The 21048-nt window shown below is 35.7% G+C and carries 28 protein-coding genes and 1 pseudogene; 9 read left to right on the forward strand and 20 right to left on the reverse strand.

Annotated features, from left to right (window positions below):
• Positions 1-65 precede the first annotated feature (65 nt).
• Positions 66-227 (forward strand): hypothetical protein, encoded by a 162-nt coding sequence (locus ACZ76X_RS24735; protein WP_000976300.1) that lies wholly within the window; start codon positions 66-68, stop codon positions 225-227.
• 41 nt (positions 228-268) lie between these two features.
• Here the strand turns inward: ACZ76X_RS24735 and ACZ76X_RS24740 are convergent, their stop codons facing one another.
• Positions 269-952: a metal-dependent hydrolase gene (locus ACZ76X_RS24740; protein WP_097832120.1), complete on the reverse strand. Its 684-nt coding sequence runs from the start codon at positions 950-952 to the stop codon at positions 269-271.
• A gap of 149 nt (positions 953-1101) precedes the next feature.
• On the opposite strand from ACZ76X_RS24740, the gene pepQ reads away from it, so the two are divergent.
• Positions 1102-2199 (forward strand): Xaa-Pro dipeptidase, encoded by a 1098-nt coding sequence (gene pepQ, locus ACZ76X_RS24745; RefSeq protein ID WP_479851983.1) that lies wholly within the window; start codon positions 1102-1104, stop codon positions 2197-2199.
• Positions 2200-2228: 29 nt separating this feature from the next.
• Here pepQ and ACZ76X_RS24750 read toward each other — a convergent pair whose 3' ends face one another.
• Both ACZ76X_RS24750 and ACZ76X_RS24755 read right to left on the reverse strand, forming a co-directional pair.
• Entirely contained in the window at positions 2229-2594 is a 366-nt protein-coding gene (locus tag ACZ76X_RS24750; protein WP_479851984.1) for a DUF3221 domain-containing protein, read from the reverse strand.
• 20 nt (positions 2595-2614) lie between these two features.
• Positions 2615-2974 (reverse strand): hypothetical protein, encoded by a 360-nt coding sequence (locus tag ACZ76X_RS24755; RefSeq protein WP_479851985.1) that lies wholly within the window; start codon positions 2972-2974, stop codon positions 2615-2617.
• A 91-nt stretch (positions 2975-3065) separates the two neighbouring features.
• Between ACZ76X_RS24755 and ACZ76X_RS24760 the strand changes: the two genes are divergently transcribed.
• On the forward strand, positions 3066-3893 hold the full coding sequence (locus tag ACZ76X_RS24760; protein WP_479851986.1) for a DUF2785 domain-containing protein: 828 nt from the start codon (positions 3066-3068) through the stop codon (positions 3891-3893).
• Positions 3894-3907: 14 nt separating this feature from the next.
• Here ACZ76X_RS24760 and ACZ76X_RS24765 read toward each other — a convergent pair whose 3' ends face one another.
• The 8 genes and pseudogenes from ACZ76X_RS24765 to ACZ76X_RS24800 form a co-directional block, all read right to left on the reverse strand.
• Complete coding sequence (locus ACZ76X_RS24765; protein ID WP_001248905.1) at positions 3908-4114, reverse strand: hypothetical protein; 207 nt, start codon at positions 4112-4114, stop codon at positions 3908-3910.
• 63 nt (positions 4115-4177) lie between these two features.
• Positions 4178-4369, reverse strand: a pseudogene (locus ACZ76X_RS24770) (anti sigma factor C-terminal domain-containing protein); the annotation flags it as partial.
• An 85-nt stretch (positions 4370-4454) separates the two neighbouring features.
• Entirely contained in the window at positions 4455-4799 is a 345-nt protein-coding gene (locus ACZ76X_RS24775) for a DUF6176 family protein (protein WP_078417770.1), read from the reverse strand.
• A 2-nt stretch (positions 4800-4801) separates the two neighbouring features.
• On the reverse strand, positions 4802-5590 hold the full coding sequence (locus ACZ76X_RS24780; RefSeq protein WP_479851987.1) for a GNAT family N-acetyltransferase: 789 nt from the start codon (positions 5588-5590) through the stop codon (positions 4802-4804).
• Positions 5587-5919, reverse strand: a complete 333-nt coding sequence (locus ACZ76X_RS24785) for a cupin domain-containing protein (RefSeq protein WP_479851988.1) — start codon at positions 5917-5919, stop codon at positions 5587-5589. The genes ACZ76X_RS24780 and ACZ76X_RS24785 overlap by 4 nt, the downstream gene beginning before the upstream one ends.
• Positions 5920-5963: 44 nt before the next feature.
• Positions 5964-6386 (reverse strand): hypothetical protein, encoded by a 423-nt coding sequence (locus ACZ76X_RS24790; protein ID WP_479851989.1) that lies wholly within the window; start codon positions 6384-6386, stop codon positions 5964-5966.
• A 139-nt stretch (positions 6387-6525) separates the two neighbouring features.
• Positions 6526-7659, reverse strand: coding sequence for an alanine dehydrogenase (ald, locus tag ACZ76X_RS24795; protein WP_001219405.1), 1134 nt, complete (start codon positions 7657-7659; stop codon positions 6526-6528).
• Positions 7660-7872: 213 nt separating this feature from the next.
• Entirely contained in the window at positions 7873-8664 is a 792-nt protein-coding gene (locus ACZ76X_RS24800; RefSeq protein ID WP_479851990.1) for an SDR family oxidoreductase, read from the reverse strand.
• 147 nt (positions 8665-8811) lie between these two features.
• On the opposite strand from ACZ76X_RS24800, the gene ACZ76X_RS24805 reads away from it, so the two are divergent.
• A complete protein-coding gene (locus ACZ76X_RS24805; protein ID WP_001066673.1) occupies positions 8812-9270 on the forward strand; it encodes a universal stress protein in 459 nt (152 codons plus the stop codon).
• Between the two features lie 41 nt (positions 9271-9311).
• Here ACZ76X_RS24805 and ACZ76X_RS24810 read toward each other — a convergent pair whose 3' ends face one another.
• The gene (locus ACZ76X_RS24810; protein WP_479851991.1) at positions 9312-10007 is read right to left on the reverse strand and encodes a hypothetical protein; all 696 of its coding nucleotides are present in this window, start codon (positions 10005-10007) and stop codon (positions 9312-9314) included.
• 95 nt (positions 10008-10102) lie between these two features.
• Between ACZ76X_RS24810 and ACZ76X_RS24815 the strand changes: the two genes are divergently transcribed.
• Complete coding sequence (locus ACZ76X_RS24815; protein WP_479851992.1) at positions 10103-10288, forward strand: ProA domain protein; 186 nt, start codon at positions 10103-10105, stop codon at positions 10286-10288.
• A gap of 66 nt (positions 10289-10354) precedes the next feature.
• Here ACZ76X_RS24815 and argH read toward each other — a convergent pair whose 3' ends face one another.
• The gene (gene argH, locus ACZ76X_RS24820) at positions 10355-11743 is read right to left on the reverse strand and encodes an argininosuccinate lyase (RefSeq protein WP_479851993.1); all 1389 of its coding nucleotides are present in this window, start codon (positions 11741-11743) and stop codon (positions 10355-10357) included.
• Positions 11740-12945 carry an argininosuccinate synthase gene (locus ACZ76X_RS24825; RefSeq protein ID WP_000412329.1) on the reverse strand — a complete coding sequence of 402 codons (1206 nt, stop codon included), beginning with the start codon at positions 12943-12945 and terminating at the stop codon, positions 11740-11742. Before ACZ76X_RS24825 ends, argH begins: the two co-directional genes overlap by 4 nt.
• A 166-nt stretch (positions 12946-13111) precedes the next feature.
• On the opposite strand from ACZ76X_RS24825, the gene ACZ76X_RS24830 reads away from it, so the two are divergent.
• Complete coding sequence (locus ACZ76X_RS24830) at positions 13112-13429, forward strand: hypothetical protein (protein ID WP_000417205.1); 318 nt, start codon at positions 13112-13114, stop codon at positions 13427-13429.
• Positions 13430-13456: 27 nt separating this feature from the next.
• Here ACZ76X_RS24830 and ACZ76X_RS24835 read toward each other — a convergent pair whose 3' ends face one another.
• Positions 13457-13651 carry a hypothetical protein gene (locus tag ACZ76X_RS24835; protein WP_000910292.1) on the reverse strand — a complete coding sequence of 65 codons (195 nt, stop codon included), beginning with the start codon at positions 13649-13651 and terminating at the stop codon, positions 13457-13459.
• 851 nt (positions 13652-14502) lie between these two features.
• On the opposite strand from ACZ76X_RS24835, the gene ACZ76X_RS24840 reads away from it, so the two are divergent.
• The gene (locus ACZ76X_RS24840) at positions 14503-15165 is read left to right on the forward strand and encodes a YitT family protein (protein ID WP_001244531.1); all 663 of its coding nucleotides are present in this window, start codon (positions 14503-14505) and stop codon (positions 15163-15165) included.
• Positions 15166-15196: 31 nt separating this feature from the next.
• Here ACZ76X_RS24840 and ACZ76X_RS24845 read toward each other — a convergent pair whose 3' ends face one another.
• Entirely contained in the window at positions 15197-16030 is an 834-nt protein-coding gene (locus ACZ76X_RS24845; protein ID WP_479851994.1) for an EcsC family protein, read from the reverse strand.
• A 137-nt stretch (positions 16031-16167) separates the two neighbouring features.
• Here ACZ76X_RS24845 and ACZ76X_RS24850 point away from each other — a divergent pair, with 137 nt between their 5' ends.
• Together ACZ76X_RS24850 and ACZ76X_RS24855 are read left to right on the forward strand one after the other, a co-directional pair.
• A complete protein-coding gene (locus ACZ76X_RS24850) occupies positions 16168-16803 on the forward strand; it encodes a DUF1796 family putative cysteine peptidase (protein ID WP_479852032.1) in 636 nt (211 codons plus the stop codon).
• 71 nt (positions 16804-16874) lie between these two features.
• A complete protein-coding gene (locus ACZ76X_RS24855) occupies positions 16875-17309 on the forward strand; it encodes an NUDIX hydrolase (protein ID WP_479851995.1) in 435 nt (144 codons plus the stop codon).
• Positions 17310-17332: 23 nt separating this feature from the next.
• Here the strand turns inward: ACZ76X_RS24855 and ackA are convergent, their stop codons facing one another.
• The 4 genes from ackA to ytfJ all read right to left on the reverse strand — a co-directional run bounded on the left by ackA (position 17333) and on the right by ytfJ (position 21039).
• A complete protein-coding gene (ackA, locus tag ACZ76X_RS24860) occupies positions 17333-18526 on the reverse strand; it encodes an acetate kinase (RefSeq protein ID WP_306184549.1) in 1194 nt (397 codons plus the stop codon).
• 299 nt (positions 18527-18825) lie between these two features.
• On the reverse strand, positions 18826-19812 hold the full coding sequence (locus tag ACZ76X_RS24865; protein WP_479851996.1) for a class I SAM-dependent methyltransferase: 987 nt from the start codon (positions 19810-19812) through the stop codon (positions 18826-18828).
• Positions 19813-20008: 196 nt separating this feature from the next.
• Positions 20009-20509, reverse strand: a complete 501-nt coding sequence (tpx, locus tag ACZ76X_RS24870) for a thiol peroxidase (protein ID WP_306184552.1) — start codon at positions 20507-20509, stop codon at positions 20009-20011.
• 134 nt (positions 20510-20643) lie between these two features.
• Complete coding sequence (ytfJ, locus tag ACZ76X_RS24875; protein WP_000350002.1) at positions 20644-21039, reverse strand: GerW family sporulation protein; 396 nt, start codon at positions 21037-21039, stop codon at positions 20644-20646.
• Positions 21040-21048 lie beyond the last annotated feature (9 nt).

Below are 21048 nucleotides of genomic sequence, written 5' to 3' on the forward strand. Positions count from 1 at the left end.
TCGATAGTTTGTCCAACCACTTCCATATACAATGAAGACAAGAAATGAAACAAAGGAGCGAATACATGATGAAAAAATTATTAGAAGTTGTAGGTGCTGTATTTTTAGCTTTCGTAGACGGGAAAAAAGTTGCAATGGAATTAAATGAAACACCTGAACAGCCACTTCCGAAAAGAAAAGAATCATCAAAACAAGTACAACCCTTAAAAGCTATCCTACACACGTAAAAAACCCTTCACTTGTCTTTTTCAAATGAAGGGTTTCTTTTCTATAGTGTAATACTTTCTCCAGCTTCTAATACTTTCCCTGTACAATTTTGTAGCTTTTCTACAAATTGATATGGATCTTGTTCAATTACCGGGAACGTATTGTAATGCATCGGCACAACTGTTTTCGCCTGAATCCATTTTGCTGCTAAAACAGCATCTTCTGGCCCCATTGTGAAGTTATCACCAATTGGTAAAAATGCTACATCAATGTTATTTAATTCCCCAATTAATTTCATATCAGAGAATAGAGCAGTATCTCCTGCATGGTACACAGTTTTCTCTTCTGCTGTAAATAAAATACCTGCTGGCATACCTGTATATGTAATCGTCTTATTTTCTTCATCAATATAACTAGAACCGTGGAATGCTTGTGTAAACTTCACTTTTCCGAAGTCAAATTCATGGGAACCACCAATATGCATCGGATGTGTATTTACACCTTGCCAACTTAAAAATGTCGCTAGTTCAAATGGTGCCACAACAACTGCATTATTTTTCTTCGCAAGCTCTACTGTATCTCCAACATGATCGCCATGTCCATGCGATAAAAGAATCGCATCTACTTTCACATCTTCAGCCTTTAAATCTGTTTTCGGATTTCCCGTTAAAAACGGATCAATTAAGATCACTTTTCCATTCGTTTCAATCTTTACAACTGAATGCCCATGATAAGATACTTTCATTATTACATTCCTCCTCTATTCACATTCTCACTTTTTATTCTACATGATTTTTCAATTCCCTGTCTTTTCTAACATCGATTTACTTGTCATAACGCTTTCCTACGATGTAAAGTTATATTTGTAATTAAATATTTCGGGGGTGCCAATCGATGAATGCTAGATTAGAAAATTTAATGCAATGGCTAAAAGAAAAAAACGTAGAAGCTGCGTTCTTAACTTCTACACCGAACGTCTTCTACATGACAAACTTCCACTGTGAACCACACGAAAGACTTCTTGGTATGTTTGTATTCCAAGAAAAAGAGCCTATTTTAATTTGCCCTAAAATGGAAGAAGGCCAAGCACGTAACGCTGGCTGGGCACATGAGATTATCGGATTTACTGATACTGACAGACCATGGGATATGATTGCAAAAGCAATTAAAGACCGCGGCATCAATGCAAACGCGGTTGCGATTGAAAAAGAACATTTAAACGTAGAGCGCTACGAAGAATTAACAACACTATTCCCAAATGCCTCTTTCAAATCAGCTGAAGAAAAAGTTCGTGAACTTCGTTTAATTAAAGATGAAAAAGAACTTTCTATTTTACGCGAAGCAGCTAAAATGGCGGACTATGCTGTTGAAGTTGGTGTAAATGCAATTAAAGAAGATCGTAGCGAGCTAGAAGTATTAGCAATTATCGAACACGAATTAAAAACAAAAGGTATACATAAAATGTCATTTGATACGATGGTATTAGCAGGTGCAAACTCTGCTCTTCCACACGGTATTCCAGGTGCAAACAAAATGAAACGCGGCGATTTCGTACTATTTGATTTAGGCGTAATCATTGATGGTTATTGCTCTGACATTACACGTACAGTAGCATTCGGTGATATTTCTGAAGAACAAACTCGTATTTATAACACTGTACTTGCTGGACAACTACAAGCAGTTGAAGCATGTAAACCAGGTGTTACACTTGGCGCAATCGACAACGCTGCTCGTTCTGTTATCGCAGATGCAGGTTACGGTGATTTCTTCCCGCACCGCCTTGGTCACGGACTTGGAATTAGCGTACACGAATATCCAGATGTAAAAGCTGGTAACGAGTCTCCATTAAAAGAAGGTATGGTCTTCACAATCGAGCCAGGTATTTACGTACCAAACGTAGGTGGCGTTCGTATTGAAGATGATATTTACATCACAAAAGACGGATCAGAAATTTTAACGAAATTCCCGAAAGAATTACAATTTGTGAAATAATAAAAAAGGCAGCTTGTTTGCTGCCTTTTTTATTTCTCTACTATTTCAAATTTCTCTACAATCATTTTTGCTGGATAACTTTCAAGTGTTTGAGAAGACCATACTTTTATTTTATCCCCTGTTTTTAGTTTATTATATGCATCTTTAACCTTAAAACTCAGAACTATATGTGATGGATACTCTTTATTCATTTGTTGTTCTATATAATTTTGTAACTCTACTTTCGTTTCAAACGTTTTATCACTGACGAAAAATACCGTATCATTTCTTACTATGACATATCCTTCTTCAGGTACTTTTTTTACTGCTACTTGCTCTACTTGTTTTGTAGTACACGCTGATAATATGATTAAAAATACACTTAGAAACATAAAGCTTTTCATATGCCTATTCATTTTTAACTCCTTACTCTAGTCTATTTCAAATTTAACACCATCTTCTCCTCATACTTATCATCCCATTTAATCACAACCTCTATCGGTTCATCTTTAGATAAAGGCGCACAACTTACACAAGAAGACTTCATTTCAATCTTTGCTCCTTTATGATTTTCTGACGTTTGTGTCATTGTGCTAAAAGCTCCATTAATAGCAATCTCTAAATTTTTAAATTCTGTATCCCCATCTCCGCCCTTATACTGAAACGTAAACACTCCATCTTCACTGTCGTCCTTAATATGACCCTTATATTGTCCCGTCCAACTTTTGCTCTCGCTAGAAAAAGTAACATACCAAATCGAACAACTCCCTAAAAAGAATAATGTTCTCTTCATCATGCCCCTCCATTCAAAAGCATTTATTTATTGTCTATTTCTTCCTCTTATTATACTATTAAAATACAGAATTTTCTAAAATAGGGGGGTTTATATGTTACAACAACAGTTAGAAGAAATTCGTAATAATAATTACATAATGGATAACACAATTAACATGGATTCTTTAAGTTCCAATATGCTTGAGAAAATCGGTGTTACCGATAGCTATTTAAGAGACAAACTCATTTGCTCTACTTTTTATCATCTCATCAAAAAGGACTACATTTCACATACACACTTACAGAAATTATTATTAGAAAGCATTAGTGAAAAATATTTATTGTATAAGATTCATTCAGATGACGAAGATGCTGTATTTACCCGCGCCTTTACAACATTATTAATTGCACTCATTATTGATGCCGATACAAATCATAATTTCTTATCACAGGCTGATCTTTTATATGCAAAAGATCAATTAGTTCTATATATGAACAACGAGCATGATTTCCGTGGATATGTGCAGGACCGCGGCTGGGCACATAGTATCGCTCACGCTTCTGATACATTTGAAGCGCTTGTTCGTAGTCCTAAACTGGAAACTTTATATTACGAAGAAATATTACAAACTTTATTAAACAAGGTTTGTGTCCATTCTATTTACTACAAATATGAAGAAGACGAACGCCTCGTTTATCCAATTGTCGCAATGCTACAAAATGGTCTAAAAGAAGAGGTACTCCTATTAGCCCTTCATGAATTAGTAGCTCAATTACCCGTCAAAAAACAGACATTACATACTGAATCGTACGAGTACCTATACGGAAATATAAAATCTTTCTTACGTAGTTTGTTTTTCCGACTACGCACACTGTCTATATGTGAAGAAACCGAATGCAAAATTGAAAAATTGCTACAAGAACTTCCAAAATATTATTAAAAAAAGAAGGCCACTTAGAAAGTGCCTTCTTCTATTTCACTAATATTTAATTGAAATTTCACGATCCAAACTGAGAAAAGGTGGACAAGAAGCGCAAACGCCATACATGCTCCGCTTAAAAAAGTTAGTATAGGATGCGAATACACGTGCCCTAATCCATAGGATATCGCCACGAAAAACATTGTTATGTAAATATAAATTGCTCCATGTATTTGCCTCATATAAACCTCCTTTTCACATAGTATACCATAAATTTTCTGATTATTCACATTAATAGACTGTAATTAATATTTCTCAACTGTTACACCTCTAACAGCAGCCTTAATATATTGTGCTCCTTGTAAACTTTGTAAATTCTCTGTTTTACCTGCTACAACTACACCGTATATGGGTAAATCTTTTGCTTTAAAGTTTTTCATCTCGTTATAGTTTTCCCTAAAATATTTTTAATATCCCCCGTTATTTTCACTTAAAGATATCTAAATACAGCTTTTCTTCAAATTTTTTTCAAAATAAAAAGCACAACTACCTTGATGTGCTTCTCTCAAAAATACTATTCTATTATTTCATCGCGTCCTTCACAACATCTTGAATCATAACGACTTCTGTTTTCATATCAACAGATGGTGCTTCTTCATCAATACACTCATACCAAAATTCCAAGTGCTTTTTATCAATTTCATGATGAGAATTTTCGACAAGAGCCCCGCCTTCTCCTTGCACAGAATACCAATATAAGTATTCTTCTCCATCTCTTATTTCCCGGAAAATTGTCTCTACATACATTTTCTCGTCGTTTAATGTCAAAAGCACTTCTTTCATATTGTCATTAAGAAGCTGCATCCATTCATCTACACGATGACTTTTACCTTGTTTCACTTTGAATCTCGTTAATTCCACATTCATTTTTATTCCCCCGTTTTCTTACGTACAAACAATCTATATTCTATTGGATTATGAAAACTTAATTTACTAGCTAGTTTTTGCGAAGGAATATTGTCTACATAACAATCCCAGCACGGTGTAATATCATTTTGCATGCAATGTTCAATAAATCGTGTTGCAACAGCTTGTGCTAATCCTTTTCCTTGATATGCTTCATGCGTCACAATATCAATTTCAGCAAATCCATTCCCGTTAAATATCGAAACACATTCAGCTACAATCATCCCATCTTGTTCTATACAAAACCCAAAGCCATTATTTAAAAATGCCCCAGTTGATCCCCAATATTCTTTATAATACACCTCTGTAAATTCATTGCTTCGTTCTATATCGCTTTTATTAATACGCTTCACTTCATATGTATTTTTGTTTGCATCTTGTTTTCTCTCTTCAGAAATTTCTCGTTGGAATTTCATTCGTGGCATGTTCCGAAGTGTATTATTACAACGCTCTTCCAACATCATTTCCCACTCGCCACTTGAAGTGAAGAGTGTAAATCTCTTCTCTGTTTTTTCAATAGCCATTTTTAAATACGCAAATAAATCTTCGTTATAATTGTGATCAGCCGTATCACCAAATAAATAATAGATACCGTTAGCTGTACGAATTAGTCCTGCTGTTAACTTCTCGTTGACAAAAATCTCACCATCTATCATTTGATCACATACCGCATAAGCAAACGTCGTTGTTCTTGTCAGACTTTCTAAAATCGGAAGGATTTCTCTATACTCGGCTACAGATAATTTTTTCATAATCGCTCCACTTTAATCGTATCCGCCTCTATATTTTCAAAACAAAGATTTACCGTTCTCTTTAACGCTCTCGTTCTATGAATCTTGCATGCTGGAATTAAGATAGAATCATTTGGCTTTAATACCGCTGTTTCTCCATCTTCAAAATCAATAAGTAATTCTCCCTCTAGCACAATGAATAATTCATCCGAATTAGAATGATAGTGCCAATCATATTCGCCAGTAAATACAGCGATTCGTAAGCAATGACTATTTATATTTGAAACGACGAAGTTTTTATGTTGATCTTGAATGTCCTTTGTTAATTCTATCAAATTCACAGTTTCCATATTTCGTTCCACCCTTTCATTAGTCGTTCTTCTGAAAAACTAACTTAGTCTCCACCACCTCCGCAATCTCCTCCACCATCACTTGAGCTGCTACAATCGTCGCTACTGTAGTCACCAAATCCGCTTGATGAGCTTGAATTGGATGAAGATTTTTTGCTTCTTTTTCTATCTTTTTTACTTTCATGACTAGGCCAAACCTTATCAAATAATATAAAAAATAAGATTCCTTCTACCATAACAAGCATAACGCCAAAAATACCTTCAATAACATTAGGGGTTATCCCCAAACTTTTAACCATCCCACATAAAAACACACAAAAAATTACATACAAGAACATACAAATATACCGAAATGTTTTCTCTATCATAATGACTATTTTTTTCGAAAGAGGTATGTTCTGTTCCTGTTTTTTCTTTATATACTTTTGTCTTTTAGCTTGCTTTCTCTTCCTCTTTTTGCTCCCCATTGAATCCCCTCTATTTGTTATATAATTCTAAATTATCATAATAAAAATCGATTTACATCAATAAATAACAATTATTCACATATTATTTCTCCATAAAAAAAGACCCTCCCCATAAAGAAAGGTCTTGAATTTGTTTCTATTATGATAAAGCAGGAGCTTTTTCAAGAAGCTCTTTCGCATCAGCGTATTGTAAGCCGTGCGCTTCTGCAACTGCTTCGAATGTTACATATCCGTCTAATGTGTTAATACCTTTTAGTAATGCAGTGTTACCTAAGCAAGCATCTTTGTAGCCTTTATTCGCAATTTGTACTGCATATGGTACTGTTACGTTTGTTAATGCAAGAGTTGATGTACGTGGAACCGCACCTGGCATATTAGCAACTGCATAATGAACAACGCCATGTTTTTCGTAAGTTGGGTTGTCATGAGTTGTAATACGGTCAGTTGTTTCGAAAATACCACCTTGGTCAATCGCGATATCTACAACGACAGAACCTGGTTCCATTGATTGAATCATTTCTTCTGTTACAAGTTTTGGCGCTTTTGCACCTGGAATTAATACCGCACCAATCACAAGGTCAGATTCTTTTACAGCTTCTGCAATGTTGTATGGATTAGACATTAATGTTTTTACTTGGTTACCGAAAATGTCATCTAGTTGACGAAGACGTTCTGCACTTAAGTCGATGATTGTTACATCTGCACCTAAACCTACTGCGATCTTCGCTGCGTTTGTACCAGCTTGACCACCGCCGATAATTGTTACTTTGCCGCGTTTTACCCCTGGGACGCCTGCAAGTAAAATACCTTTACCACCTTTGTTTTTCTCAAGGAATTGTGCACCGATTTGTGCAGACATACGACCAGCTACTTCACTCATAGGTGCAAGTAACGGCAGTGAACGATTGTCTAATTGTACTGTTTCGTATGCAATTGATACAACTTTGTTATCAATTAATGCTTTCGTTAATTCTGGTTCTGGAGCTAAATGTAAGTATGTGAATAAAATTAAACCTTCACGGAAATAGCCGTATTCACTTGCAACTGGCTCTTTTACCTTCATAACCATATCTTGATTCCATGCTTCTTCAGCAGTTTCAACAAGCTTTGCACCAGCTTGTACGTATTCTTCATCTGTAAAGCCAGATCCTAAACCTGCTCCTTTTTGAACAAAAACTTCATGACCATTTTGTACTAAATGTACTGCTCCCGCTGGCGTCATTGCCACGCGGTTTTCATTGTTTTTAATTTCTGTTGGAATACCGATACGCATGATTAGTTCCCCCTTGAGTTATGAAATGACCCCTGAATCATTTTTTAAAGCGCTTTCTACGCTCTTATATTCTAACATAATATCTCAATATTTGACAAAAAATAATACAAGTTTTCCGATAGATTTAATCTTACATGAAAGGACAGTATTATCCGCATCTCCTTGCATACAGGATAAACTGTCCAATTATTCGAAACTTCACTTTATTTTGCTCTATCGATGTCTATGAATAACATCTACTGCACCAGTTACTTCAATAATTGTGCCAGTAATCATATCGGAATCGTCCTCACATAAAAACGCAATCGTTCTTGCGATATCTTCACCTGTTCCAGATCTACCAATTGGTGTGTTACGTTCTTTCAACTGACGTGCTTCTTGAATTGTCGCTTCTTTCATATCACCAATAATATCACCAGGACATACCATATTTGCAGTAATACCATATTCAGCTTCTTCATAAGCAACTGTTTTCGTTAATGAAACAAGTCCTACTTTCGCTGCTGCAAAAGCTGAACGATAAATCCATCCCGGTGCACTATCTGCCCCTTGGAATCCATAATTAATAATACGGCCAAAGTTCTGTTTTCTCATAACCGGAACGACAAGTTTCAACAAATGAAACACCGCTGTTAAATTACCCTGAATCATTTCATTCCATTCGTCTTCTTCATAATCGACTAACTTTTTACGTTCAAATACATATGGACCAGCATTATTAATTAAAAAGTCAATTTTGCCAAAACGGCTTATCGCTTCTTCTACTATTTTATGTAAATCTTCTTTTTTCGTGACATCCGCTTGCACGAATTGTAGACGCTCTTCCATATTTTTATATGTTTCTTTCATCTTTTCCATAGCCGTTATATCGCTATGATATGTTACTGTTACTGAATAACCTTTAGCCAATAACTTTTCTGTTACTTGCTTTCCTAAACCTTTCGTACCGGCTGTAATGAGCGCGTGTCTCACAAACATGCCTCCTTTTAAATTGCTATACTTCATATGTAACAAGTTCTCGCACCAATTACAACTAAAATGAATTGAAACAGAGTTTTCAAAATTCTGTAACGTTTCCGATAAGCACATTACCAAAATTTGTTTTATAATAAAGTTGTAAAAGGTAATAAAAATGATTGGGAGGAATTTACTATGAATAATACATATACAAATATTTTAATCGCGGTGGATGGTTCTAAAGAAGCAGAAAAAGCCTTTAAAAAAGCAATTCAAGTCGCAAAACGCAACAATGCAACATTAACAATTGCTCATATCGTTGATGTAAAAGCATACTCAGCAGTAGAAGCTTATAGCCGTGCAATTGCTGAACGAGCAAATCTATTTGCAGAAGACTTATTAGAAGACTACAAAAAAACTGCGCTTGAAGCTGGCCTTGAAAAAATTGAGACTGTATTAGAATTCGGTAACCCTAAATCTAAAATTTCAAAAGAAATTGCTCCAAATCATAAAGTAGATTTAATTATGTGTGGTGCAACTGGTTTAAATGCTGTTGAACGTTTCCTAATTGGTAGCGTCTCTGAACATATTATTCGCTATGCGAAATGCGATGTCCTTGTTGTTCGTGGTGATGAGGAGCAAGGTGAGCTTTAATTTATAAATAAAACACCAAGTCCACATGGGCTTGGTGTTTTTCATTTCACATATTTCACTATAAATACAAGACAAGCCACAATAACAATAGTAATTGCCAATACATAAGGCGGAAGAAACTTCAAAGACCATAACGCCATCATAATCGTCGCAACCGTTAAGTACGTTTGCTTTGCATCTTCTGTCATTTTTTTACGAAGTAAGAAAACATACAAATAACCAATTGGCGGCGTAATAAAGCAAAGAACATATATGATTTTAGATTTTAAATACCATTTTTGTTCTCCTAGTTTCTTTATGTCTTCTTCTATTCTCTTATGCTCTCGTTCTCTCGCTTCTTCTACAAGTGGATCTTCCTCTTCTCCTCGCTTTTCTTTCATATAAGGAAGAAAATGCATGAAAAAATAATATGCAAATACGAACGCTCCAAATCCAATATTTAATCTTTCTAATGGGATATTCTCACTAAAAAGAGTAGCAGCAATCGCTAAAGTAAAACAATACATCGTCATCCAAAATGAACGTTTTCTCTTTTTTCGTTCCATTTCATTTTTATCTTGTACATGTTTTCTTTTCGAAAGCCATATTGAAATACAGCAATCTACTATAAATAGAGTAAAGATAAATATCCCAACGTGTACTGTTTCTACATCCTTAAATGAAAATACGCTTGGGAATGCAACATGTACTACAACCAACGTATACAAAATTAGCCCTATAAAATAAATACGTCTCATTTTCCATTCCTTTCTTATTTCCTAACATTACATTAACATACATTTTTTAGAAATAGACGGACAAAATATATATGTTTAAAAAAGGAGGATGCAACATGGATGATTCTGAACGTATTATTTTAGATGTGAGCGGAAAGGAAATTGAAATGTTAGATACAATCCGTACACATTTCAAAGAGAAACATGGTGTGGAACTAAGTAATGGTGCATTACTACGAGATTTAATGGATATTGAATATATTCGAATTACGGAAGATCGACATAAGTATGATTCATTTTAAGCTGTAAAAATCACAAAGAAGGTACGCTTTCCTCTACTAAGGTTAGCGTACCTTCTTTCTTATCAATCAACTTCCAACAAACTCTCCAACTAATCCCTTCGCCTTCTCCAAAGCTTTTTCAATCTGTTCAAACCCAGTCCCGCCAGCACTATTACGGCGCTTTACAGCGGCATATGGTGAAAGAACTTCATACAAATCTTCTTCAAATAACAAGCTCATTTCTTTATACGTTTCAAGTGGTACATCTACTAAATAAATTCCTTTTTGTGTGCAGTGTAACACTAGCTTCCCAACAATCTCATGAGCTTGACGGAACGGTAGTCCTTTGCTTGCTAAGTAGTCAGCAATTTCTGTTGCGTTAGAGAAATCTTGCGTCACAGCTTGCCCCATTTTTTCTTTGTTGACAGTCATCGTCTCTAGCATGCCTGCCATAATATGAAGGCAGCCTTCTACTGTTTTTACTGTATCAAACATTCCTTCTTTATCTTCTTGCAAGTCTTTATTGTAAGCGAGCGGTAATCCTTTCATGACTGTAAGTAAACTAAATAAATTACCGTACACTCTGCCTGTTTTACCGCGGATTAGTTCCGCCATATCCGGATTTTTCTTTTGCGGCATAATGCTGCTTCCCGTTGCGTATTGGTCGCTCATTTCAATAAATTGAAACTCTTGGCTACTCCATAAAATAAGTTCTTCACAAAAGCGTGATAAGTGCATCATGAGCATAGATGAGTTACTTAGGAACTCCAGTATGAAATCACGATCGCTTACTGCATCTAAGCTATTTTCATAGATTCCATTAAATCCAAGAAGCTCCGCGCTATATTCTCGGTCAATCGGGAATGTTGTCCCAGCTAACGCTCCTGCTCCTAATGGGGAAATGTTAATACGCTTTAATGAATCTTCATAACGGTTCACATCGCGCTCTAACATCCAAAAGTAAGCGAGAATATGATGTGCAAATGAAATCGGCTGCGCACGCTGCAAATGCGTATAACCAGGCATAATTGTTTCAATATTATTTTCTGCTTGATGAACAAGAACAGTTTGCAATTGTTTTGTAGCTTTTATAATATGTTCTACTTTTTCTTTCAAATATAAATGCATGTCAGTCGCTACTTGATCGTTACGGCTTCGGCCAGTATGAAGTTTCCCTCCTACTTCACCGATTTTTTCAATTAACATCTTTTCGATATTTAAATGAATGTCCTCCGCTTCAACTGAAAAATGCAATTTATTTTGTTTCGCTTCTTCTAATAAATATTGAAGACCTATCTTTATTTTTTCGGCTTCTTCTTTCGTAACGATGCCTTGCTTTGCTAGCATCGTTACGTGTGCAATACTTCCGTTTATATCTTGATTTATTAACTGTTGATCAAAGGAGATGGATGCTCCGAACTCTTCAACCCATGCTTCCGCTTCTTCAGTAAAACGTCCGCCCCAAAGTTTGCTCACGCTTCCACCTTCTTTTGATTCACTTGGCTGTATACTTTCGTTGGTAAACCGAATAATGAAATGAATCCAACTGCTGCATCATGATTAAACTCGTCCTGAGCAGTATATGTTGCTAGTTTTTCATCATATAAAGAGTACTCAGATTTACGTCCTTCTACAATCGCATGGCCTTTAAATAATTTCACACGCACTGTACCTGTTACATTCTTTTGCGTTTCTTGTAAGAAAGCGTTAAGCGCTTGTTTTAAAGGTGAGAACCATAAACCGTTATAAATAAGTTCTGTTATTTTTTGCTCAATCATCGGTTTAAAATGCGCTACTTCTTTTACGAGTGTTAAATCTTCCAGTTCCTTATGCGCCGTAATTAATGTCATTGCTGCTGGGCATTCGTATACTTCACGTGATTTAATACCAACAAGACGATTTTCAACGTGATCGATACGTCCAACGCCATGTTTTCCAGCAAGTGCATTTAACGTTTTAATAAGTTCTGAAAGTGGATAGGCAGTACCATTTAAAGTAGTCGGTACGCCTGCTTCAAAACCGATTTCTACAAACTCGGGTTTATTCGGTGTATCTTCTAATGCCAATGTCATCTCATATGCATCTTCTGGCGGCGCTGCCCATGGATCTTCTAAAATTCCACATTCATTGCTGCGTCCCCATAAGTTTTGATCGATTGAAAATGGGCTATCTAAATTAATCGGAATTGGTACATTGTTTTCTTTTGCATATGCAATTTCTTCTTCACGTGACCATTTCCATTCACGTACAGGCGCAATCACTTCTAAGTAAGGATTTAACGCTTGAATAGAAACTTCAAAACGAACTTGATCATTCCCTTTCCCTGTACATCCGTGTGCAACTGCAGTCGCTCCTTCTTGTTCTGCAATCTCTACTAATTTCTTCGCGATAAGCGGACGTGATAACGCTGAAACGAGAGGGTATTTCCCTTCGTATAACGTGTGCGCTTGCATCGCCATCAATGCATATTCATTTGCAAATTCTTCTTGAACATCAATCATATATGATTTAATTGCACCTACTGAAAGTGCCTTTTCTTTTACAAATGCTAAGTCTTTACCTTCCCCTAAGTCTAAACAAAGCGCGATAATATCATAATTCTTCTCTTGTAACCATTTAATTGCAACGGAAGTATCAAGACCTCCGGAATATGCTAATACAACTTTTTTCTTCTCCATTTTGCATCCCCCTAAAGAATAAATATTCATTTTCTTTTATAATAATTCACACTTTACCACCTTTTACAAAATGTATCAAGAGTCATTTTCAAATTTTTTCAAACAATTTCGTCGAACTTCTTTCTGTTTTTATGTACAATATAAGCAGGAAAACGGGGGTGAACTTATGGAAAAGTATTTCTTATACGATGATCATCTAGGAATTGAAATTCCGCATTTACAAGAAGATTGGGAAGATATCCCCGAAAAAATGCAGCATGCTATTTTATTAAAATGGGAACAAGTTCGCGGAAAGATTCCTGATCGTATAAAAGAACTCGAACATTATATTAATGCAAAACAGCATCATTTAAATAACGAAGAAGACTTCGAAATTTCTTGCAAACTGAATTCAGAAATTGCCGATCTCGCTTCCATCATTAATGACCTTTGGCTTTGGTATCGACTCACTCAAAACGTATCTGAGGGGAAGGCACACCAATGAAAAAAGCATGCCCTCAATTAATTTGGGTCATGCTTTTTTGTCGTAACACGATTTACAATATATTTCTTGTGCTGTTTTTGCCAAACACACATCAAATGGACCAACTAATATACTTCTTTCTTTCGGCAACTTTACAAAAGCAACAAGCTCTTCTTCATATTGAATCTTTTTCTGACATGAAACACATGTTAACTCTTTTCTTTTAAACATGTCTTTTAGCATATTCTCATTTCCCCTTTCATCCATCTATATTAATATACTCTCATAATAGTTAAGACTTGTAAAAAAATGACACATTCCAAAGTGAACGATTCATATACTATGTACAAAAGGAGGTTCAAACTTATGCGTGCTTTCGTTATTATCGCTTTAACTTTTTTAAGTGTGATTAGCTGGGATGCGTTTTTTAAAGATAAAAGTGATGATAAGAATGCAACTGAATAAAAACTCTTCTTTTCTTACTTATTGGACAAACTAAAAAACTGTCCAATTCTGCAAAATAACTTAGGCTTTTCTACAAAAATATTTAAACATAACAATTTTTGTAGATTTCCTCCGTTTATTGTCGGTTTCCATCCGCATACATTTTTTGAAAGTATGATATAATAATATAAATCTTGAAGGAAGGGATTTTGATATCATGATCGCTCGAAGGAGCATGTGGCATCGTATTGACGAATCATACACGTAGCGTATTTTTCAGCTCAGATACTTTAGTCTAGCGAAAAAAATACGAGAGTGGGGAAATTATGATTGCCCGAAGGATAATTTGGCAAAAAAAAGACTCTTCTTACACATAGCGTTTTGTTTAGGGCTTAATTGTTACTAGCTAAACAAAACAAAGAAGAGCAGGATTGCTAAATGAAGAATCCTACTCCACGTTTTGTTTAGTCGTTTTAAGACTTAAACTAAAACGAAAGTAGGGAGAATTGATGGACGAGAGGATTATTCGTTATTTCTTCAGCGACATATAGCGTAGTTAGTTTTTTCGTAAACTAACTGAAGCTACATGTGAGCTCGTAGTTAGTTTACAACACAAAAAGGACTACTAACTACGGAAAGAAGGAATAACGATGAGGAACATCCAAAGTCGACAAATTATTAAAGAAGTTTTTATGGTTTTAATCGGTTCATTTATTTTAGCAGCAGCGCTATATCACATTCACTTCCAAAACCACTTAACAGAAGGTGGATTTGTAGGTATCGCACTATTCATCCAAAATTTTTATGATATTTCACCATCTATTTCAACTGTAATGATGGATATCCCAATTATTTTACTATGCGCTTCATTGTTAGGTAGAAAAATGGTTGGCTATTCATTCTTAGGTTCAATTTCATTCGGAGTATTTTATTCTCTTATGGAAAATTATTCTCCATTTACGGTCGATTTATCAAACAATTTATTTATAGCTGCAGTAGTTGGCGGTGCGTTAGCTGGTATTGGACTCGGTTTTATATTGCGATTTGGCGGTGCAACCGGTGGAGACGATATTTTAACAATTGTATTAAGTAAAAAAACACGTTTTACAATTGGGCAAATTTTCTTCGTCTTTGACGCGATTGTTCTTGCGCTTTCATTATATTATTTAAATTGGACAGAAATCGCTTTTACTATTCTTTCGATTGCCGTACAGGCAAAAACATTGGATTTAATTTATTATCCAAAAACAGAAAAAGCAGAAGAAAAGCAACCAGTATCTATTCCAATGTCCAAAAAGCATGCAACAAATTAAAAAAGCGAAAGGCTTCGGCCTCTCGCTTTTTTTATGCTCTTTTTTCCTTCTCGACTATGTGACGCACTTGATAAAATCTATTTGCAAATTCAGTAACGTTTCTTGTTAAGCGGTAATTCACTGTAGATCCGATTGCCATTCCAATTACCGGAATACCTTGGAATAATTTACGACGAAGAGCATAAATCGAAAATGTTTTCAAAATTTGTTTTAAAATAATTTCAGTAGAAGCTGGTTGTAATACCGCTTCGTCTCCTTCGTAGAAGAACGAATCCTCTTGCTCTAGCTCTTGCAGTAAATTGTACCATGCGTATTGCTGAAGTCTTCCTGGTAGTAAGGACGCATGAAAGACCTTTAATGCAAGCATCATTTCATAAGGCTTGTTTACATCATGCCCAAATGATGTTGCAATAAGTTGGACAGCCTTCACATTTAACGCAATCATAACCGGGAAATCAGCTGTTAATAATAATAACCCTCCAGCACCCGTTGCTCCGCCTTGTACGAATGAATATAAGCGATGTCGTGCTGTTTGCTGCTCTGCTATGTATGTTAATTGATCAATAGATAATGCTTTTAAATCTTCTAGTTGCTCAATCGATTCATCAAATAATCTCGACGTTCCTAAAATACGATTACGCGCCTCTAACTGCGATTGTGAACTTTGAATCAATGCATGCAAATGAAAGAGCCATCCGTCTGCTTTCGTAAAGAAATCTTTTCGTTTTTTCTCAGGTAATTTCGCAATTGTATTATGTACCCATTTATCAAACATTTTTTGAAAATCAGTCGCTTCTTGCTCAACTAATTGCGATTCCCATTCTTTTATATTGTCTAAAATGGCTTGTTCTCGCTTCGATCGCATCGTAACAACCACCTCGTTCGATTTTTTTCTATTGTAACATATTTCTGCTTATTCTTTGCAAATATGCTTGTCTATCTTTATTCACACACCATTTTTTCATGACATAAAATATTAGCAAAAAGGGTGAGATGGATCAGATGAATCTATCCAATATAAAAAAAGAATATAACGCTGTATTCAGCTTAGGGCAAAACTGCTGGCCTGCTTGGGCATTATATCAATTCGAATTATCACCATTTTTTGGCGTTATCGATTTTATGCTAAGCCCTTCATTAGAAAAAGTGAATGTATTATTACAAAATCGATTTGACCGTTTTTTACAGTTCGAAAACTTATCCTTCATCTCATTTTGGGATGATGGTGCAAAATTAAGACTCCGTGACAACCTATATGAAATCGACTCTTGCCACGACTTTAAAACAGATGTAAATATACCAACTTCTTGGCCTTCTTATACAGAAATTAAGTTAAACTATGAGCATCGAATCCATCGTTTTCTAACTACAATCGACACAGCACAATCCACATTATTTATTCGCACTGGAGGAACATACGAAGAAGCACGTTCCTTGGAACACATTTTATCTCAAATCGTCACACATACATTCTCCGTTCTATTACTCATTCCTGAAGATGTACCAACTGTTACGGAAGAAGATTGGGGATTACAAAATATTTGTGTTATAAAATGTCCTATTATGGATGTATTTCAGTACAATGAAGCATTTTGGGGAGACTTATTCGATGGGATTACGATTAAACCACATTCTTAAATACATGACACTTTTTATCACACACTGCATTATAATCATCCTTATACAAAATAAATAAGGAGTGGTTGTATATGTATCCACGTGCAAAAGCTTTTGGCATTGCTATACATGACGGTCGCCTTCTCGTACAAGAATATCGTACAGCAGATGAAATATATTACCGACCTATCGGCGGTTCAATTGAACTTGGTGAAAAATCAGCACATACCGTTATTCGTGAATATAAAGAAGAGCTTCATACAGAAGTGGAAATCATCAATTATTTAGGTTGCTTAGAAAATATCTTTCATCCTGACGGAGAAATTGGTCATGAAATCATCCAACTATATTCTCTACGCTTATTAGACACATCACTATATGAAATGGAAAAAATGAATATACAAGATGAGCAAATAATATCGTATGCGAAATGGATTCCCATTACTGCATTCATTCAAGGGAAGAAAGTACTATATCCAGATGGAATTTTAAACTATATCCAAAAGAAAAAAGACGAAATCCTATAGGATCTCGTCTTTCTTTTCATATATTAACCAATGTTTCCAAGACGTAGTACGTCACGAGCAATCATAACTTCTTCGTCAGTTGGAATTACAATAATTTTTACTGGAGAGTGTGGGAAGTTGATGAATGCTTCCTCACCGAATACGTTATTGCGTTTTGCATCGAAGTATACGCCCATGTACTCAAGGCCTTCTAATACGCGCTCACGAATAATTGCACTGTTTTCACCTACACCAGCTGTGAAGATGATTGCGTCTACACCTTTCATACGAGCAGTGTAAGAACCGATGTATTTGTGGATACGGCTTACGAATACATCAAGTGCTACTTTCGCACGGTGATCGCCTTCTTCTTCTTTCGCAATGATGTCACGTAGGTCACTAGAGTAACCAGTAAGACCTAACATACCACTCTTCTTGTTTAATACGTTAACTACTTCTTCTACTGTTTGGCCTGTTTTTTCCATGATGTATGGAATTAACGCAGGGTCAATGTTACCAGAACGTGTACCCATTGTTACACCAGCAAGTGGAGTGAAGCCCATAGAAGTATCGATAGATTTACCGCCTTCTACTGCTGCGATACTTGCACCGTTACCTAAGTGACAAGAAAGTAAGCTTAAGCTTTCAAGTGGACGACCTAATAGTTCAGCCGCACGCTCAGTTACATATTTATGAGAAGTTCCGTGGAAACCGTATTTACGGATGCCGAACTTTTCATAGTACTCATATGGTAAGCTGTATAGGAATGCAGATTCCGGCATTGTTTGGTGGAATGCTGTATCGAATACTGCTACTGCTGGTACGTTTGGTAATACTTCTTGGAATGCTTTAATACCAACAACGTTTGCTGGGTTATGAAGTGGTGCTAAATCGCTTAATTCTTCGATATCAGCTAATACTTCATCAGTAATTAAAACAGAGTCAGCAAATTTTTCGCCGCCGTGAACAACACGGTGACCGATACCGCCAATCTCATCTAGAGATTTAACGATTCCGTTTTCAGTTAATTTGTTAAGAAGCATATTAACTGCTACTGCGTGATCTGGAATGTTTGTAACTTCTTTTTGTTTTTCGCCATCTACAGTAATAGTGAAGATACTATCTTCTAAACCGATACGTTCTACTAAACCTTTTGTTAATACTGTTTCACTTGGCATTTCAAATAATTGGAATTTTAAGGAAGAGCTTCCTGCGTTAATCGCGATGATTTTTGACATCTAGTCTTTCGCCCCTTTTTCTCTTGGTAGTTGTGTGGATGTTTCCACAAACCGCTCGATTTTATCTGATCAAATTCACTAAATATGAAAACGTTTCATTCTTAGCAAATTTTATACTCACGATTTTAATTTAAACATCGTACGACATATATTTCAAGTGAAAAAATTGTAACACCAAGAAAAAATATATATTACAGATTTCAAAAAAATTCAGTTTAATCTAGTATACATTTAAAAATATGACATATCATATAAAACTGTACTACATGAATCACTACCCCTGTTACATATGCCTAACCTTATTTATGCGTTGCAAACCAAGTATTTAATTGGTCCATAATGTCTTCCATCGCCTTCATGTTAGAGAATTTAGGTAATTCCACTAATAACGCCTGTTTTGGCATCGTTACACTAGGGCCTTTCTTTTGGAGAACAAATATACTTTTTGCATTTTTCTCGTTTTTAAACATGGAAACAGGTAGCTGTAATAACCCCTGAATAAAGCATGTTTCTTTAATAAATGCATGTAATTTTGGTGCTTGATCACTTTCAAAAATGAAGTTCGGTACTAAGAAGAATAAGTACCCGCCTTCTTTCGTATGTTTCACACTTTGTTCAATAAATAAGTGGTGGGCATATGACATTCCTTCATCTGCTTTTAACTTATATTCACTTGCACCGATTTCATTTGGATAATAACCAATCGGTAAATCTGAAACGACTGCATCAACTGGATCGATATAAAGTGGTGCTAGTCCATCTTGATGGAAGAATTCGATTGCATGCTTTTGTAAATTTGCATTTACTAAAGCAAGTTTAATTAACACTTCATCCACTTCTACACCAAATCCACTCACCGTAACATTTTCTTGAGCGCTATTGAACACTGTCGTCATTAAGTTACCCGTTCCAATTGCAGGATCTAACACAGTAATTTCATTTTGACCCTTCATAAATTTATGGAATAGGTAACTCATAAACATACCAACTGCATCAGGCGTCATTTCGTGATTCGCTTGTACGCCTTCTTTCATTCCTTTTAAGATGGCTAACTGAAATGCTTTACGAATTTCTTCACCTTTATATGTTTCTTCATTAAACGTACTATATTCATGATTCAGCCTTTCAATTGCTGATTCAGATAATTCCTCTTGTAAAATCGCTCCTTCAAACAAGTTATCACCTGTTTCCACAAGCGCCTCTAAATATGTTACATCTAATTCTTTACGTAAAACTACCGCAGAAGAATCAAAAATAGAAAATAATGTTTCTACTGTCTGACTCACGTACATTCCTCCTTCTCTCTTTTACACATAACTTATATCATACCATAATCTGATTTTTTCCCAAAAGAAAAAGCGACCCCTTTTAAGAGCTCCCTTTTTAGTGATGTATGATGTAACGTCTTCTCTCGTATATCGATTCCATATAGCAATATATGAGAGAAGACGACCTCTTACAAAGAGGTCATCTTCCTTCACATTATTTTGCCGATTTAGCTGCTTCTAATGCTGCTTCATAGTTTGGATGGCTTGTACCTTCGCTTACGTATTCTGCGTAAACTACTTTGTCGTTGCTATCTACTACGAATACCGCACGAGCAAGTAAACGAAGCTCTTTCATTACTAAGCCGTAAGCTTCACCGAATGAAAGGTCGCGGTGGTCAGAAAGTGTAACAACATTTTCTAAACCGTTTGCTGCACACCAGCGTTTTTGAGCGAATGGTAAGTCAGCGCTAATTGTTAATACTTTCGCGTTTTCAATACCTGCTGCATCTTGGTTAAAACGACGTGTTTGTGCATCACACACACCTGTGTCGATTGAAGGTACAACACTAATTAATTTTACTTCGCCTTTGTATGTCTCTAAACTTACTGGAGATAAGTCGTTTGCTAATACTTGGAAATTCGGCGCTTGATCGCCAACTTTAACTTCTGTTCCAATTAAAGTCATTGGGTTACCTTTAAAAGTTACGTTTGCCACTTGAAAATCCTCCCTTATTTAAACAAAATATGTACAATGTAAATGATAGTTTGTCCCTATCGATAATGCAAATAAAATCGCTTTATTTACAAAAAAATTAAAGAAGCTAATCCATTGATCAGCTTCTTTATTCGTTAAATTTGAAATTCAGGATCGTCTTCTTTTCGTTTATCCATCATTTCTTTCACTTTATCAACAGCTTGTGGCGCTAATTCAATTATTTTATCGATGACGTGTGTTTGCTTATCTAAATGCAACACTTTTACACCTTCTCCATTTATTACAAGAAAAGCAACAGGATTAATAGAAACTCCTCCACCACTTCCCCCGCCAAATGGATGACGGCCTGAATGTTCTATTTTACCAAATTCACTTCCACCAGCCGCAAATCCGAAGCTCACTTTTGAAACGGTAAGAATTACACTTCCATCAGCAGCTTTAATTGGATCGCCTACAATTGTATTTACATCAGTCATTTGTTTTAAATGCTGCATTGCGGTTGTCATTAAACCTTGAATTGGATGGTCCATTCTATATCC

Source organism: Bacillus sp. BC05(2025) (assembly GCF_056725905.1).

Coding starts and splice junctions, on each gene's coding strand:
- ACZ76X_RS24855 (WP_479851995.1), top strand. CDS start 16,875: ATGTATCCACGTGCAAAAGCTTTTGGCATTGCTATACATGACGGTCGC.
- ACZ76X_RS24825 (WP_000412329.1), bottom strand. CDS start 12,945: ATGGAGAAGAAAAAAGTTGTATTAGCATATTCCGGAGGTCTTGATACT.
- ACZ76X_RS24780 (WP_479851987.1), bottom strand. CDS start 5,590: ATGAAAAAATTATCTGTAGCCGAGTATAGAGAAATCCTTCCGATTTTA.
- ald (WP_001219405.1), bottom strand. CDS start 7,659: ATGCGTATCGGTATTCCAACAGAAATTAAAAACAATGAAAACCGCGTG.
- ACZ76X_RS24810 (WP_479851991.1), bottom strand. CDS start 10,007: ATGAGACGTATTTATTTTATAGGGCTAATTTTGTATACGTTGGTTGTA.
- ACZ76X_RS24735 (WP_000976300.1), top strand. CDS start 66: ATGATGAAAAAATTATTAGAAGTTGTAGGTGCTGTATTTTTAGCTTTC.
- ACZ76X_RS24830 (WP_000417205.1), top strand. CDS start 13,112: ATGGAAAAGTATTTCTTATACGATGATCATCTAGGAATTGAAATTCCG.
- ytfJ (WP_000350002.1), bottom strand. CDS start 21,039: ATGGACCATCCAATTCAAGGTTTAATGACAACCGCAATGCAGCATTTA.
- ACZ76X_RS24750 (WP_479851984.1), bottom strand. CDS start 2,594: ATGAATAGGCATATGAAAAGCTTTATGTTTCTAAGTGTATTTTTAATC.
- ACZ76X_RS24755 (WP_479851985.1), bottom strand. CDS start 2,974: ATGATGAAGAGAACATTATTCTTTTTAGGGAGTTGTTCGATTTGGTAT.
- ackA (WP_306184549.1), bottom strand. CDS start 18,526: ATGTCAAAAATCATCGCGATTAACGCAGGAAGCTCTTCCTTAAAATTC.
- ACZ76X_RS24785 (WP_479851988.1), bottom strand. CDS start 5,919: ATGGAAACTGTGAATTTGATAGAATTAACAAAGGACATTCAAGATCAA.
- ACZ76X_RS24845 (WP_479851994.1), bottom strand. CDS start 16,030: ATGCGATCGAAGCGAGAACAAGCCATTTTAGACAATATAAAAGAATGG.
- ACZ76X_RS24840 (WP_001244531.1), top strand. CDS start 14,503: ATGAGGAACATCCAAAGTCGACAAATTATTAAAGAAGTTTTTATGGTT.
- ACZ76X_RS24835 (WP_000910292.1), bottom strand. CDS start 13,651: ATGCTAAAAGACATGTTTAAAAGAAAAGAGTTAACATGTGTTTCATGT.
- ACZ76X_RS24775 (WP_078417770.1), bottom strand. CDS start 4,799: ATGAATGTGGAATTAACGAGATTCAAAGTGAAACAAGGTAAAAGTCAT.
- ACZ76X_RS24740 (WP_097832120.1), bottom strand. CDS start 952: ATGAAAGTATCTTATCATGGGCATTCAGTTGTAAAGATTGAAACGAAT.
- ACZ76X_RS24850 (WP_479852032.1), top strand. CDS start 16,168: ATGAATCTATCCAATATAAAAAAAGAATATAACGCTGTATTCAGCTTA.
- ACZ76X_RS24800 (WP_479851990.1), bottom strand. CDS start 8,664: ATGAAGTATAGCAATTTAAAAGGAGGCATGTTTGTGAGACACGCGCTC.
- ACZ76X_RS24790 (WP_479851989.1), bottom strand. CDS start 6,386: ATGGGGAGCAAAAAGAGGAAGAGAAAGCAAGCTAAAAGACAAAAGTAT.
- ACZ76X_RS24805 (WP_001066673.1), top strand. CDS start 8,812: ATGAATAATACATATACAAATATTTTAATCGCGGTGGATGGTTCTAAA.
- pepQ (WP_479851983.1), top strand. CDS start 1,102: ATGAATGCTAGATTAGAAAATTTAATGCAATGGCTAAAAGAAAAAAAC.
- ACZ76X_RS24760 (WP_479851986.1), top strand. CDS start 3,066: ATGTTACAACAACAGTTAGAAGAAATTCGTAATAATAATTACATAATG.
- ACZ76X_RS24765 (WP_001248905.1), bottom strand. CDS start 4,114: ATGAGGCAAATACATGGAGCAATTTATATTTACATAACAATGTTTTTC.
- ACZ76X_RS24815 (WP_479851992.1), top strand. CDS start 10,103: ATGGATGATTCTGAACGTATTATTTTAGATGTGAGCGGAAAGGAAATT.